Source organism: Parafrankia soli (assembly GCF_001854695.1).
Lineage (GTDB): Bacteria > Actinomycetota > Actinomycetes > Frankiales > Frankiaceae > Parafrankia > Parafrankia soli.
This window is the reverse complement of record NZ_MAXA01000257.1, coordinates 101,261-113,541: the sequence shown is the minus strand read 5'-3', so window position 1 is coordinate 113,541 and position 12,281 is coordinate 101,261. Positions and strand designations below refer to the sequence as shown.

15 protein-coding genes are annotated in these 12,281 nt (G+C 72.1%); 12 read left to right on the top strand and 3 right to left on the bottom strand.

Annotation, left to right across the window (positions count from 1 at the left end):
* Positions 1-299 precede the first annotated feature (299 nt).
* The 3 genes from BBK14_RS29965 to BBK14_RS29955 all read left to right on the top strand — a co-directional run bounded on the left by BBK14_RS29965 (position 300) and on the right by BBK14_RS29955 (position 2,588).
* Positions 300-1,046, top strand: coding sequence for a TMEM165/GDT1 family protein (locus BBK14_RS29965; protein ID WP_071066515.1), 747 nt, complete (start codon positions 300-302; stop codon positions 1,044-1,046).
* 54 nt (positions 1,047-1,100) lie between these two features.
* Positions 1,101-1,781 (top strand): pentapeptide repeat-containing protein, encoded by a 681-nt coding sequence (locus BBK14_RS29960; protein ID WP_241831959.1) that lies wholly within the window; start codon positions 1,101-1,103, stop codon positions 1,779-1,781.
* 393 nt (positions 1,782-2,174) lie between these two features.
* Entirely contained in the window at positions 2,175-2,588 is a 414-nt protein-coding gene (locus BBK14_RS29955; protein WP_235014147.1) for a hypothetical protein, read from the top strand.
* Between the two features lie 96 nt (positions 2,589-2,684).
* Here the strand turns inward: BBK14_RS29955 and BBK14_RS29950 are convergent, their stop codons facing one another.
* The gene (locus tag BBK14_RS29950) at positions 2,685-3,338 is read right to left on the bottom strand and encodes a hypothetical protein (protein ID WP_071066514.1); all 654 of its coding nucleotides are present in this window, start codon (positions 3,336-3,338) and stop codon (positions 2,685-2,687) included.
* Positions 3,339-3,834: 496 nt separating this feature from the next.
* Between BBK14_RS29950 and BBK14_RS29945 the strand changes: the two genes are divergently transcribed.
* Positions 3,835-4,266, top strand: coding sequence for an STAS domain-containing protein (locus BBK14_RS29945; protein ID WP_071066513.1), 432 nt, complete (start codon positions 3,835-3,837; stop codon positions 4,264-4,266).
* A gap of 52 nt (positions 4,267-4,318) precedes the next feature.
* Here BBK14_RS29945 and mshD read toward each other — a convergent pair whose 3' ends face one another.
* Together mshD and BBK14_RS29935 are read right to left on the bottom strand one after the other, a co-directional pair.
* Positions 4,319-5,287 (bottom strand): mycothiol synthase, encoded by a 969-nt coding sequence (gene mshD, locus BBK14_RS29940; RefSeq protein WP_071066512.1) that lies wholly within the window; start codon positions 5,285-5,287, stop codon positions 4,319-4,321.
* Positions 5,288-5,689: 402 nt separating this feature from the next.
* Positions 5,690-6,433 (bottom strand): response regulator transcription factor, encoded by a 744-nt coding sequence (locus BBK14_RS29935; protein ID WP_020463598.1) that lies wholly within the window; start codon positions 6,431-6,433, stop codon positions 5,690-5,692.
* 84 nt (positions 6,434-6,517) lie between these two features.
* On the opposite strand from BBK14_RS29935, the gene BBK14_RS29930 reads away from it, so the two are divergent.
* From BBK14_RS29930 to BBK14_RS29900, 8 genes are all read left to right on the top strand, one after another.
* Entirely contained in the window at positions 6,518-7,597 is a 1,080-nt protein-coding gene (locus BBK14_RS29930; RefSeq protein ID WP_338045520.1) for an alpha/beta hydrolase, read from the top strand.
* A gap of 63 nt (positions 7,598-7,660) precedes the next feature.
* Positions 7,661-7,915, top strand: a complete 255-nt coding sequence (locus BBK14_RS29925) for a MoaD/ThiS family protein (RefSeq protein WP_071066511.1) — start codon at positions 7,661-7,663, stop codon at positions 7,913-7,915.
* Positions 7,916-8,142: 227 nt separating this feature from the next.
* Positions 8,143-9,315: a hypothetical protein gene (locus tag BBK14_RS29920; RefSeq protein WP_241831957.1), complete on the top strand. Its 1,173-nt coding sequence runs from the start codon at positions 8,143-8,145 to the stop codon at positions 9,313-9,315.
* A complete protein-coding gene (locus BBK14_RS29915) occupies positions 9,312-10,079 on the top strand; it encodes an LmeA family phospholipid-binding protein (RefSeq protein ID WP_071066509.1) in 768 nt (255 codons plus the stop codon). Before BBK14_RS29920 ends, BBK14_RS29915 begins: the two co-directional genes overlap by 4 nt.
* 74 nt (positions 10,080-10,153) lie before the next feature.
* Complete coding sequence (locus BBK14_RS40885) at positions 10,154-10,822, top strand: thioredoxin family protein (protein WP_241831956.1); 669 nt, start codon at positions 10,154-10,156, stop codon at positions 10,820-10,822.
* Entirely contained in the window at positions 10,788-10,937 is a 150-nt protein-coding gene (locus BBK14_RS42500; protein ID WP_368952255.1) for a putative leader peptide, read from the top strand. Before BBK14_RS40885 ends, BBK14_RS42500 begins: the two co-directional genes overlap by 35 nt.
* A 93-nt stretch (positions 10,938-11,030) precedes the next feature.
* Complete coding sequence (locus BBK14_RS29905) at positions 11,031-11,450, top strand: DUF4395 domain-containing protein (protein WP_071066508.1); 420 nt, start codon at positions 11,031-11,033, stop codon at positions 11,448-11,450.
* Positions 11,447-12,280 (top strand): sulfurtransferase, encoded by an 834-nt coding sequence (locus BBK14_RS29900; RefSeq protein WP_071066507.1) that lies wholly within the window; start codon positions 11,447-11,449, stop codon positions 12,278-12,280. Before BBK14_RS29905 ends, BBK14_RS29900 begins: the two co-directional genes overlap by 4 nt.
* Position 12,281 lies beyond the last annotated feature (1 nt).

Sequence of the window (12,281 nt, the reverse complement as noted above, 5' to 3'; positions counted from 1 at the left end):
CGTCAGGGCGTTGTTGGGGGTAGCTTCGGAGCTGAAGGGGAGTAGCCCCGCCGTGTGGCCACCGGCCGTGTCCGATCGCCGCGCCCGTGTCACCGCGCTCCGTGCGCGGCGGATGCGCCGCGGTCGTCGGGCCGCCGGGGAGCCGCACGGTCCGGCGCGTCGACATACTGGCCCGACCTGTTCGGGCCCGGCCGTCGGGCCTGACCTCCGTCAGGTGGGCGAGACCTTCGATCTGGCTGTCATGCCGGGTCGAAGGCGGCTCCCGTCCCGGCCCGGCTCCAATGAGAGGGATCCGAGCCGTGAGCCTCACCGCCGTACTTGTCACCTTCGGTGTGATCTTCCTGGCGGAACTGCCTGACAAGACGATGGTGGCGAGCCTCGTGCTGGGCAGCCGCTACCGTCCCCTCTACGTCTGGACGGGTGTCGCGGCCGCCTTCGCGATCCACGTGACAGTGGCGGTCGCCGCCGGCAGCGCGATCTCGCTGCTGCCCGGGCGGCTCGTCGACGCGGTCGCGGCGGTGCTGTTCGCGCTCGGCGCGGTGCTGGTGCTCCGGGAGGGACGCGAGGAGACCACGGACGAGTCCGAGCCCAGCCCGGCCGAGGCGCTGCCCGCGCCGAGGGCTGCCACCGTGGTCGCGGAGCCGGCGGGCGGTGCCGGTGCGGCTGGTGGTGCGGCTGGCGGTGCTGGCACCGGGCATGCGTCCGGCCCGGTTCCCGCTGCGGAGCCGAGTTCGGCGCGCCCGGCGAGCGCGGACCCGTCGCGGTCCACGTTCCCGCGGGTCGCGGCGACGTCCTTCGCGGTCGTGTTCGTCGCGGAACTCGGTGACCTCACACAGTTCTCGACGGCGAACCTCGCCGCCCGGTTCTCCGCGCCGGTGGCGGTGTGGCTCGGCGCGGTCCTCGCGCTGTGGACCGTCGCGGGTCTGGCCATCGTCGGCGGTCGTGGGCTGCTTCGTGTCCTGTCGGTAAAGGTGATCACGCGGATCGCCGCGGTCGCGTTCACGGCACTGGCGCTGATCTCGCTCGTGGACGCCATCCGCGGCTGACCGCCCGGCACGGGCCCGGTTCGCCGGCCGAACGCGGCGCGGCAGACTCCGCACATGCCGCCGCGACGCAGGACCGACCTCTGGCAGCCGCTCCCTCCGGCCATCGACGACCAGCCCGGGAGTGCCGCCGCGTCCGCGGGAGGTGGCCGCCGGGTCGTCCGTGGAACCGTCGACGACCTGGCCGCGGCCGTCAGCGAACTCGACCCGGACGCCGGTGGCCTGACCGGGACGACGGTGGAGTCGATCGTCCTGGCCGGCGCCCGTGTCCTGGGCGGGCGGGTCACGGGCCTGCGGCTGCGCGACGTCGTCGCCGATCAGGCCGTCCTGGCCGGCATCGTGCTCGACGGGGGCGGCGCGACGCGGGTCCGGGTCACCGGCGGCCGGGTGTCCGGCACGGTGTGGATCCGCGGGGAGCTCAACGACGTGGTGTTCGACCAGGTACGGGCGGACGGGCTCGCGCTGCGGGCCTGCCTGCTGCGCCGGGCGCGGTTCGTGAACTGCGACCTCTCCGGGCTGGATATGACGGACACACGGCTCGACCACGTGCGGTTCGAGGACTGTGATCTCAGCTCCGCGATCTTCACTGGTACGCAGATCGCGGCGGCTCAGCTGCGGGGATGTCGTTTCGACGGCGTGGTGGGAGCCGATGGCCTGGCTGGAGCCGAGGTGGACTCGTCGGACCTGGCGAGTCTCGCCGGGCCGATGGCCGCCGCGCTCGGAATATCTGTGGTCTGAGCGTTTCCGCCCGTCCCTGGGTTGTGCCTGGTCGCGTTCGGTGTAGCGGGCGATACCAGTGCTGGAGTGATACAGGCAGACCGCGACCGCGAGGCCGCCGGTCGCGCGCGTGACGGCCGTCGCCTGAGGTACCCGTGGTCCGGAGGCTCGACCCCGACCTCCGGTCCGGATGACCGATTCGGATGTCCTTAGTGGGAATTCTCCTGTTTTTGGGTGAAGGTGGAGGATCGTCGGAATGCGGAACGTGATGAAAGGCGCGCGGACCCATGAACGGGATGTTTCCGCCCTGCTGGGAGACCTCGCGACGGTCCGTGCTTATATCGGTGCGTCGATCGCGCTTGTGGCGATGTGGACACGAAGAGTGCCCCAGTACGCCCGATCGAACCGGTGGCGATGGGGCTGCCGGCGGACAGCGGAGGGAACGGCGACGAGATGATCACGGAGGAGGGCAGCTGCGGTGCCTGGCAGCGCGTGCCCGAAGAGATAGCGATACGGCTCGACGATGTGCCAGGAGCCGCGTACGAGGTGCCCAGCGAGGTGACCTGCGCGCTTCAGCAGGGCCACCCGGACAACCACATGGCGGTACTGCAGGGATGGGGGAACGAGGAGGTCTGGCTGTCGTGGTCCGCCCCGAGGACCATCACGGCCCCCGGGTGCCGCGCCGAGGGGATGACCTGCCTGCTTCCGACCGGCCATCAGGGCCACCACTATGTGATCATGGCTGACGTGGTGGAGGACGAGGGCCCGTACTGGGTCGCCGACCGCGCCGATCTGGACACGCGGCGGGCCGGCGTCCCCGGGGGCTGACCGACCTGGCTGTTCTCCGCTGGCAGGCAGTGGCCCGGCAGTGGTGTCCCGCCGCGGGCATCGGCGGCTTCTGGACCGCCGCCGGTACCAGCGTCTTCAGGGCCGCTGCCGGTGCTGGCCGAAGACGAGGACGACCTCGGTGTCGGTGACGAAGTCCTGCAACCGGGCCTCGGCCGGCACGGAGGCCAGCGCCTGGCGCAGGCCTCCGGCCGTCGTGCCCTCGGTCGCCACGACCGTGAGCCGTGAGGCGCCCCCGGCCGGCTCGGGTGCGGCCCGGAACGCGGCCGGCCGCGTGGAGACGATCGTCATCAGGTGATCGACTATGCGGAGGATCTCGTCCGGCTCGAGGTCGACGAAGGCGGCACGGCCCGGTTCCGGCGGTTCGATCCGCAGCCGCACGGTCACCTCCTCCTCCTCCTCCTCGCCTTCCGTGTCCTCGTCGTCCATGATCTCGTTGTCGCTATTGACGTGAGCGCCCCGGGACCCGCCCGTGGGCCCACTCTCCGGACGGCCCCCCGAACCGGGCGTCACGGTGACGGTGACGGCGGTCCCGTCGACCCGGCCGACGAAGATCCTGGTGTCACTCGGGAACGTCGGGACGTCGGTCGGGGCCGTCGTGGTGCCGGTCGGGGAGATCGCCGGATCCGAGGGTGACCCGGAGTGAGCGTCGCGCGGCCCGGTGGTCGGGGCCGCGGCGCCCGGGACGGCCGCGGCCGGGGCCGTGATGGGGCTGGGGGTGGATCGGGGCATCGTTACTCCTGTCCGCGGCCGAGGGATTGCTCGATCGCTGTTCACGGGACGACGCTCTCATGTGAATTTCGGCCATTACACCCCGCGGGCCGGGGAGCTTTACCCGGCATCCGCCTTTCCTCGACGGATCGGCGGCGGAGATCGGTGGAGGTGGCCGCGGTGGGCCGTCCCGCGTGAAACAGGACCACCGTGAAACAGGACCACAGAGAGACGCAAATTCCGCCGGTCGGTTGCTCCACGTAAACCAGATTGCTTCAGGTAGCTGTTCTACGCCATCGGGTGTCAGCGCAGGCCGGGGGAGATCGCTGTGGCCGCTCCCACGCCCGCCCACGGCGAAGACGCGGACGGATGAAAACGTGACGGACGCGCGGGTGTGAGCCCGATAGCGGAGGGGTAGTAGCTGGACTATCGCGCTTGTCAGGAGCGCGTCGCGCCGCGGGAGGCAGGCCGGCCGTGCTTCCCGCCCCGCACCGTCGTTTCGGCCGACAGCGGAGCCATGGTCCCCAGCGTGCGTGTGGAAGTGACAGGTCGGGACGCTGTCGTGGTGCACCCGGTTGGCGAGATCGACTACTCGTCACTGGAACCGCTGCGGGAGGCGTTGCTCGACGCCCGAATCGCCGGAGTTCGTGAGATCGTCGTCGATCTCGAGCAGGTCTCGTTCCTGGACTCGCAGGGGCTTGCCGTGATCCTCTACGCGCACCAGCGGCAGCGGTCCGCGGGCGGGCGCCTGATTCTGCGAAACCTGAACGAGAACACCTACCGGCTGCTCGACGTGACCAATCTGACGACCGTGATCGACGTCGACCACGGCTCGGTCGCCGTCCCGAACGGCACGCGCTCCAATGCTGCGCGTCCGAACGGCACGCGGGCGAGCGGCGCGCGTGGCATGGAACGGTGGCCGGGAGCGGTGTCGCGCCGCGGGGCCTGAGCTGCCCGGCCCCCGAGCGGACCCGCCGCTGCGTCCATCCACGGCACCGGGCCTAGCCGCGCGCCGGGTGCCGGTAGGAGACGTCGGCGGCGTGCCGGCGGAACCCGAGCCGGGTGTAGAGACGGACGGCGCGCGCGTTGTCCTCGTCCACGTAGAGCATCACCGAGGCCAGGCCGATGTCGCGCAGGTGCCGCAGACCCACGATCGTCAACGCCGCGCCCAGCCCGGTGCCCGCCGCCGCCGAGGCCACTCCTACGACGTAGACCTCACCGATCGGCCCTGGTTGCCCGGCCGGCTGGTCCGGCGCGGCTGGGTGCTCGGGTACCGGGTCCTGCGGGTGCACCTTGGTCCAGTGGAAGCCGAGCAGGGCGCCGTTCCGTTCGGCGAGGAAGAAGCCGGCCGGGTCGAACCAGGACTCACCCTCCCGCGCACGCAGGTCGTCCAGCGTCCAGCGGCCCTGCTCGGGGTGGTCGGCGAAGGCCTCGGCGTTGACGGCGAGCCAGGCCTCCTCGTCCACGCCCACTTCGAAGGCCCGGATCGTCACGTCGGCCGGGATGATGGGCCTTGGCAGATCATCCGGATCACCGGGGCGGGCCGAAKCCAGGGGCCGGCGCAGATGCAGGAGCACCCGCTCCCGGTCGAACCCGTTGCGCGCGGCCAGCGCGGCCGCGGCCGGTGTGTTCCCGTGTGCCCAGATGTTCAACGAGACCGGTGACGTCGTCGCGAAGAGGGCGTGGACGAGCGCGGTGCCGACTCCCCTGCGGCGGTGGTCGGGATGGACAACCAGCTCAGCCTGCCGCTCCGTGGCCGTGCCGCCGAGCGCCGCGTAGCCGACGACAGCCGAGCCGGCGCGGGCGACCAGGTGCTCCACGCCGCCACCGACCGGGCCGGGGCGGAGGGCGAGGCGGACGTCCTCGGAGACGCCGCCGTTGCCGTCGGCCCGCTCGGCCGCGGCCAGCAGGTCGGTGATGGCGGCGATGTCGGCCACATCGAGCGCGCGGAGCCAGCTCAGCGAGGTCACCAGTCGACGTTAGTGCGTCCGGGCCGACATTCGCCCGGCACGAGGACGTTTCCCAGAACGTCGATCTTCCCGGTACCGGTGTCAATGTGACGAGCGCCGGCGGGGGGCGGTGGCGGCGGGACCTGTGTCCCGCCCGGTCGCGGCGGAGCCTGAGTCTGCACGTGACCACGAGGTTACGTCAGGCGTCAACGGACGCCGACCATGGCTGTCCGTGACCGGTGGCGGAAGGCGCCGTGGCGCAGGGCGATGGTGGCGGAAGACGCCGGAAACGCCGAAAGGGTCCGGCGGTCGTCGTCACCGACGACCGCCGGACCCTTTCGGAACGCGCGCGGTGGTGCTGGCGCGAGCCCCGTGCCTGTGGAGCAAGCGGCGCCTGTGGAGCGGGTAGCGCCAGTGGTGAGGTCAGACGCGCTCGGGGGTGCGGATGTCGTCCCGGTCCATACGGTTGGCACCGGACTCGGGCAGCGGCGAGATCGGCGGCGCCACGAACTTGTAGCCAACGTGGCGGACGGTTCCGATCATCGCCTCGTGCTCGGGCCCGAGCTTCGCCCGCAGCCGGCGGACGTGCACGTCAACCGTGCGGGTGCCGCCGTAGTAGTCGTAGCCCCAGACCTCCTGCAGGAGCTGCGCGCGGGTGAAGACCCGCCCCGGGTGCTGCGCGAGGTACTTGAGCAGCTCGAACTCCTTGAACGTGAGCTCGAGCGGACGTCCACGCAGCTTGGCGGAGTAGGTGGTCTCGTCGACCGACAGGTCGCCGGACCGGATGACCCCGGCCTCGGCCGTACCGCCGGCGGCGGCGACCCGCCCGATGGCCAGGCGCAGCCGCGCCTCGACCTCGGCGGGACCCGCGGTGTCGAGGACCACGTCGTCGACGCCCCAGTCCGCCGACACGGCGGCGAGCCCACCCTCGGTGACAAGGGCGAGCAGCGGGGTGGTGAGCCCGGTGGTGCGCAGCAGCCGGCACAGGCCTCGCGCGATCACGAGCTCACGGCGGCCGTCGACGACGATCACATCGACCGGCGGTGCGTCGAGCAGTGCGCTTGCCTCCAGCGGTGCCACCCGGACCGTGTGCGTGAGCAGGCCGAGTGACGGGAAGGACTCGGCTGACGGACCGGGGGCGTTGGTGAGCAAAAGGACGACGCTCAAGACGGCTCCTCCAGGTGCGGTGTGTGTTGGGGCAGCGTCGACCCAGCGATCCTTGTCTCCGGTGTCCCACGTTCCACGACCGTCATGGGCATGAAACGAGCACCGGTCCATGGGGAGGATAGCGGAGTGCCCTACTCCGCTCCTACTGTCTACCGACTTCTTCCCACCGCAGACGCTGAGATCCTGGCCACGGAGCTGCGTAATCGTGTTCCCGCGGTGACAGACCCGCACGGGGTCTGCGTCGTTCTCGTCCACGGGTTCTCCGGATCGATCGGGCGACCCGCGCTGCGTGCTGTAACAGCCGGATTGCGCACGCACGTGAGTGTGCTGTCGATGGACCTGCGAGGTCACGGCAGATCGACCGGCACCTGCACTTTCGGGGACCGCGAAGTCCTGGATGTCGACGCGGCGGTAGGCGAGGCGCGACGGCTCGGCTACCGCGAAGTGGTCACTATGGGGTGGTCCATGGGTGGTGCCGCGGTGGTCCGGCACGCGGGGCTGGCAGCCGGCGGCGAGCCGGCGCACGGGCACCGGGTCCGGCACCGTCCGGACGCGGTCGTCGCCGTCAGTGCCGCGAGCCGGTGGTTCGTCCGCGACACGGCGCCGATGCGCCGCATCCACTGGTTCGCCGAGACGGCGTCCGGACGAGCCGCGGCCCGGGTCGCCCTGGGCGTGCGCATCGCCGCGCAGCCATGGCCGGCGGTGCCGCCCTCGCCGGTCGAACTCATCGGACGGATCGCGCCGACGCCCGTCCTGATCGTGCACGGTGACCGTGACTCGTACTTCACGCTCGAGCACCCGCGGGCGCTGGCCGCCGGGGCCGGCCCGACCGGGCAGCTGTGGGTGGTCCCGGGATTCGGCCACGCCGAGGCCGCCGCCACCGCGGGCCTGCTCGACCGCATCGGCGCCCACCTGCCCGATCTGCTGGCCGGCCGTCCCGAGTGGTCGGCGCGCGCGGGGCGCATCGCCGGGGAGACGGCCGAGGGCCTGGGGGCGGGTCTCGACGCTGGCCGGGGGGTTGGCCGGGGCCCGGGAGGTGACACGTCCCCAATACTGGGCGAACCGTCGTCCGGAGTCCTGCGGCCACCGGTCGCGCGGCGGGGAGCGGCGGGGGAGTGGCGTCGTTCCGGCCCTGGCCAAGGGAGCCGGTCACGACGCGGTTGACGTGGATTGAGTCGACGTGGACTGACCGGACGCGGTCGACGTGGACTGACGTGAAGGAGAACCGTGGCACGCATCATGGTCAGGTACTGGGCCGCGGCCCGCGACGCGGCCGGCGTCGCCCAGGAGGAGCTCGACGCCGTCACCCTCGCGACCGCGCTGGCCGACGTCACCGAACGCCGGGGCGAGCGCCTCGGTGCGGTACTCGCGAGGTGCGCCTTCCTGGTGGACGACGAGCCCGTCGGCCGGCGTGATCCCGACAGCGTCACGCTGCGGGAAGGCGCGCTCATCGAGGTGTTACCCCCGTTCGCGGGGGGATGAGCCGCTCTCTCTTTGACGTCGTGCTCGCCGTTTCGGGGTCGATGGGGCTGCTCTGCTCCTGAAGCGGCGAGTGGGACGGCGAACGACAAGTAGTTCGATGATTCGGCGCGGCCTGGGTCGCGATGACGGCGCTGGGGGCGGGCGTCCGCGGCCGGCTGACGCACGGACACATGCAGCCACCGTTGGGCCCTGGAATCTTCGTCGATCGACCGTGGCAGCATGGTGCGGTGCCCACGCCCGAGCCCGGTTCGCCCGGATCGCCGGAAGTCGCCCGGCCGGTCGGTGCGGCACGCCCGGCCGAACCGGACCTGCCGGATCCGTCGGTCGCGCCGGGCGAACCGGACCTGCCGGTCCCATCGGTTCTGCCGGGTGGGCTTGAGGCGGTGTCCGTCGGGGCGACGGTCGCGGTGCTGGCCGCCGGTGCGGCGTTCGCGGCGGTCGCTGGTCCCTGGGCGCTGGCGGGAGTGCTGCTCGCGGCGCAGATTGTCCTCGGCTGGGCGTGGACGCGCTCCCTCGGTGCCTCGGCGGGAACCGTCGCCCTCGTCGCCGGCAGCGCGCTGGCCTGTGACCTCGCCGTGCTCTGGCCCGGCGACGGCGAAGCGGGCGGTCACGGCTACGACGACAATGGGATCGGCACGGTCGCCGGCGTCATCGGGGTCTCCCTCGCGGTGACGGTGCTTTACCAGCTCGCGCGGCGCGTACACCGGCCCGGCCCCGCGGCGGCGCCCGCAGCGGCGCCCGCGGAGGGTCGGCCGTCCCGCGCGGCGGACCGGGTCAGCGGTGACATGGCTGCCGCGCTGGGCGGTGTCGCCGTCACCGCCTTCCTGACCGGATTCCTGGTGCTGCGCTCGGAGGCCGGAGCCCCGAACCCCGCCGACAGCATGGTGATCGCCGGGCTGATCGGGGCCGGGACGTCGGTACTGGCCGGCCGGCTGCTGGCCGCGCTCGCCGGCCTCGGCCGTTTCGCGGCGCCCGGCGGACCTGGCTCGGTGGGCGGGGGTGTGACACGAGTTGTGGTCCTCATCGCGGCGGCGTTCGGCGCCATGGCAGGTGCGGGTGCGGGCTCGCTCTACGGCTCGCTCACGGACCTCGGGGCGGCCCCGGCGGCCGCCCTCGCCGCCGCCGGGGCCGTTGCCGCCGCGTGCGTGAGCCTCCTGCTGGGCCAGACCGCGCCCGAGGCACCGTCCGCGCCGGACTCCGAGCCACGAGCCGGGGCCCTCGCCCCGGGTGGCCTTGCTCCGGGTGGCCTTGCCTCGGGCAGCCCTGTCTCGGGCAGCCCTGCCTCGCGTGGCGTTCTCGCTCCGGGAGGCGCCCTGGCCGGGGTGCTGCTCGGCGCGCTGCTCCCGATCGCGCTGGCGGCGCCCATGGTGTACCTCGTCGGCAGGCAGCTTCCCGGATGAGCCCCGGTGGCCGGCGCGGCCTGCGCATCTTCCTGATCACAATGGTCGTGGCTCTGATCGTCGTCGGGGTGCTGGACCGGGTCGCCGCACGCGTGGTCGCCGACCAGATCGCGACCAGGGCCCAGAACGCCGAGAACCTGGCGCAACGGCCAGATGTGTCCCTCGGTGGCTTCCCCTTCCTCACCCAGGTCGTCGCCGGCCGGTATCGCGACGTCCAGCTCGAGGTCCGCGGCTACGAGCAGGACGGCACACGGATCGATCGCGTCCACGCCGACCTGACAGGGGTGCGGCTCCCGCTCTCCGACGTCCTGCGCGGCGCGGTCGAGCGGGTGCCCGTCGACCAGGTCGACGCTGAGGTCGACCTGACCTTCAACGACCTGAACGCATACCTGGCCAGTCAGAACTCGCAGCTGAAGATCAGCCCGGCCGGGCAGGGGATCCAGGTCGGCGGAACGGTCGATCTCCTCGGCACGGCCTACCCCGTCTCCGGTACGACCGATATCGGCGTCGCGCCGGACGCTGTCACCTTCACCCCGCGCGACCTGGCCCCCGACCTGGCGGCGGTGATCCCGCCGGGCCTGCTCGACACCGTCCGCTCACTGCTCACGGTGCGGGTGCCGGTGACCGGGCTGCCGTTAAACATGAAGCTGCGGTCCGCCACAGTGGGCGCCGACCGGCTGACGTTCGCCGCTGGTGGGGAGAACGTGCTGCTCGACGCCACCGTCGCCCCGACGGTCGCCCCCGCGGGCACACCCGGCCTCTGACCCGCGGCCCGGCGCGCACGCGCGCCTCGCGCGGAGGTGGGAAGGTTTCGCCGTCCTGAGGCGCTGCACCCGCCATGACCGGCGTGTGGGTCCTGCTGGCGGCACTTGTAGCGGCGACCGGGGTCGGCCTGCTGGCCAGGGCGCGGGACGGCCGGTTCCGGGTGTCCCGGGTGCGCGGTGGTCCCCGGGGCGCCGCCGCGCGCCGCGGTGACCAGCACGGAGGTGGTGAACGTGAGGGTCGTGGGGACGCGGGTCCGGCGGCGGTGACCGGTGTCGGTGCGGTGCCGGGCCCTGATCCGGGCGATCACCGCCCCGAGGCGCCTGGCGAGACGGCGCCTGGCGAGACGGCGCGGGGCGGGCGGGGTGGTCTGACGGCGGAGCTTGCGGCGCTGGGGCACGTGCCCGGCGAGGTCGCGACCCTGCTGCAGTTCTCGACGGCGTTCTGCGCCCCCTGTCGGGTGGTCCGGCGGGTGCTCGCCGACGTCGCCGCGATCGTGCCGGGGGTGCGCCATGTCGAGGTGGACGCCGAGTCGCACCTGGAGCTGGTGCGCAGGCTGGGTGTGCGCCGGACGCCGACGGTGCTCGTCCTCGACGCCGAGGGTGTCGAGGCACGCAGGGCGAGCGGTGCGCCGCCGACCCGGGACGCCGTCCTGGCGACCCTCGCGTCGCTCGTCGAGTCGGCGCCAGGAGACCATCGGAAGGGTACTGATGGTGATTCGGTGGGTCTGTCGGGTAACGCTTAACACAGACGTGACGTTCGCTGCTACCGTGACACGAACCATGTGCAGCACTGAGCTGGTCAAGCGCCGCGCGGTCGACCTGTGCCGCGTGAGCAGCTGCTTGTGTCGCATCTTCTGACAGCGCGTTGACGTACGTCCGCGCCCGTGCCGGCCGGGTGTGGCAGCCCCGCCCGGCTGCCCGAGCTCGTTTGCAGGTCAGGAGAACAGCACCATGGTGGATCCACGTGGGCCGCGGTTCGCCGCGGCCGTGACCACTGTTGTACTCGCCGTAACGATCATTACCGGTAATCCGTGGCTCCTGCTCGGGCAGACCGTGGTCTTCCTGGTCGGTGCCGTGGCCGGGATCCGAAACGCCCCCTACGGGCTGGTGTTCCGTTACCTCGTCCGGCCGCGGCTCGGCCCGCCCGCCGACCTGGAGGACGAGGCGCCCCCGCGGTTCGCCCAGGCCGTGGGCGCCGTGTTCGGCGTGCTGGGAACCGTCGGGCTGCTCGCCGGGCCTGCCGCGCTGGGCTACTCGGCGGCGGCCCTCGCCTTCGCCGCGGCCTTCCTGAACGCGGCGTTCGGATTCTGCCTCGGATGCCAGATCTACCTCGTCCTACGTTCCGCAACCGTGAAGGGAGCACGCACATGAGCCGTGAGAACGCGCTGGTCGACGCGACCTGGGTAGAAGCCCACAGCGGCGACCCCAAGGTCGTCCTCGTCGAGGTCGACGAGGACGTGTCGGCCTACGACAAGGGCCATATCCCCGGCGCAGTGCGGCTTGACTGGAAGTCCGAGCTGCAGGACCCGGTGATCCGTGACTTCGTGAACAAGGAGCAGTTCGAGAAGCTCCTGTCGGAGAAGGGCATCGCCGACGACGACACCGTGGTGCTCTACGGCGGCAACAACAACTGGTTCGCCGCCTACGCCTACTGGTACTTCGTCCTCTACGGCCACGCCGAGGTCCGCCTGCTCGACGGCGGCCGCAAGAAGTGGGAGCTGGACGGCCGCGAGCTGACCATCGAGGTCACCCCGCGCGCGGCGACCAAGTACTCCGCCTCGGAGGCGCGTACCGACATCCGCGCGTTCCGCGACGAGGTCATCACCGCCATCGGTGACAAGAACCTGGTGGACGTCCGCTCGCCCGACGAGTTCAGCGGCCGCCTGCTCGCCCCGGCGCACCTGCCGCAGGAGCAGTCGCAGCGGGCCGGCCACGTGCCGACCGCGAAGAACATCCCGTGGGCGAGGACCGCCAACGAGGACGGCACCTTCAAGTCGAACGCCGACCTGGAGAAGCTGTACTCCGAGGCCGGTGTCGACCTGTCGAAGGACACCATCGCCTACTGCCGGATCGGGGAGCGCTCCGCGCACACCTGGTTCGCCCTGCACGAGCTGCTGGGCCTGGCGAACGTCAAGAACTACGACGGCTCGTGGACCGAGTACGGCTCCCTGGTGGGCGTGCCGATCGAGAAGGGTGCCTGAT

Bases quoted from the DNA above. Each gene is read 5' to 3' on its own strand.
- BBK14_RS29960 (WP_241831959.1), top strand. From the start codon at position 1,101: ATGCCGCCGCGACGCAGGACCGACCTCTGGCAGCCGCTCCCTCCGGCC.
- BBK14_RS29955 (WP_235014147.1), top strand. From the start codon at position 2,175: ATGGGGCTGCCGGCGGACAGCGGAGGGAACGGCGACGAGATGATCACG.
- BBK14_RS29950 (WP_071066514.1), bottom strand. From the start codon at position 3,338: ATGCCCCGATCCACCCCCAGCCCCATCACGGCCCCGGCCGCGGCCGTC.
- BBK14_RS29945 (WP_071066513.1), top strand. From the start codon at position 3,835: ATGGTCCCCAGCGTGCGTGTGGAAGTGACAGGTCGGGACGCTGTCGTG.
- BBK14_RS29930 (WP_338045520.1), top strand. From the start codon at position 6,518: ATGGGCATGAAACGAGCACCGGTCCATGGGGAGGATAGCGGAGTGCCC.
- BBK14_RS29915 (WP_071066509.1), top strand. From the start codon at position 9,312: ATGAGCCCCGGTGGCCGGCGCGGCCTGCGCATCTTCCTGATCACAATG.
- BBK14_RS40885 (WP_241831956.1), top strand. From the start codon at position 10,154: ATGACCGGCGTGTGGGTCCTGCTGGCGGCACTTGTAGCGGCGACCGGG.
- BBK14_RS42500 (WP_368952255.1), top strand. From the start codon at position 10,788: ATGGTGATTCGGTGGGTCTGTCGGGTAACGCTTAACACAGACGTGACG.
- BBK14_RS29905 (WP_071066508.1), top strand. From the start codon at position 11,031: ATGGTGGATCCACGTGGGCCGCGGTTCGCCGCGGCCGTGACCACTGTT.
- BBK14_RS29900 (WP_071066507.1), top strand. From the start codon at position 11,447: ATGAGCCGTGAGAACGCGCTGGTCGACGCGACCTGGGTAGAAGCCCAC.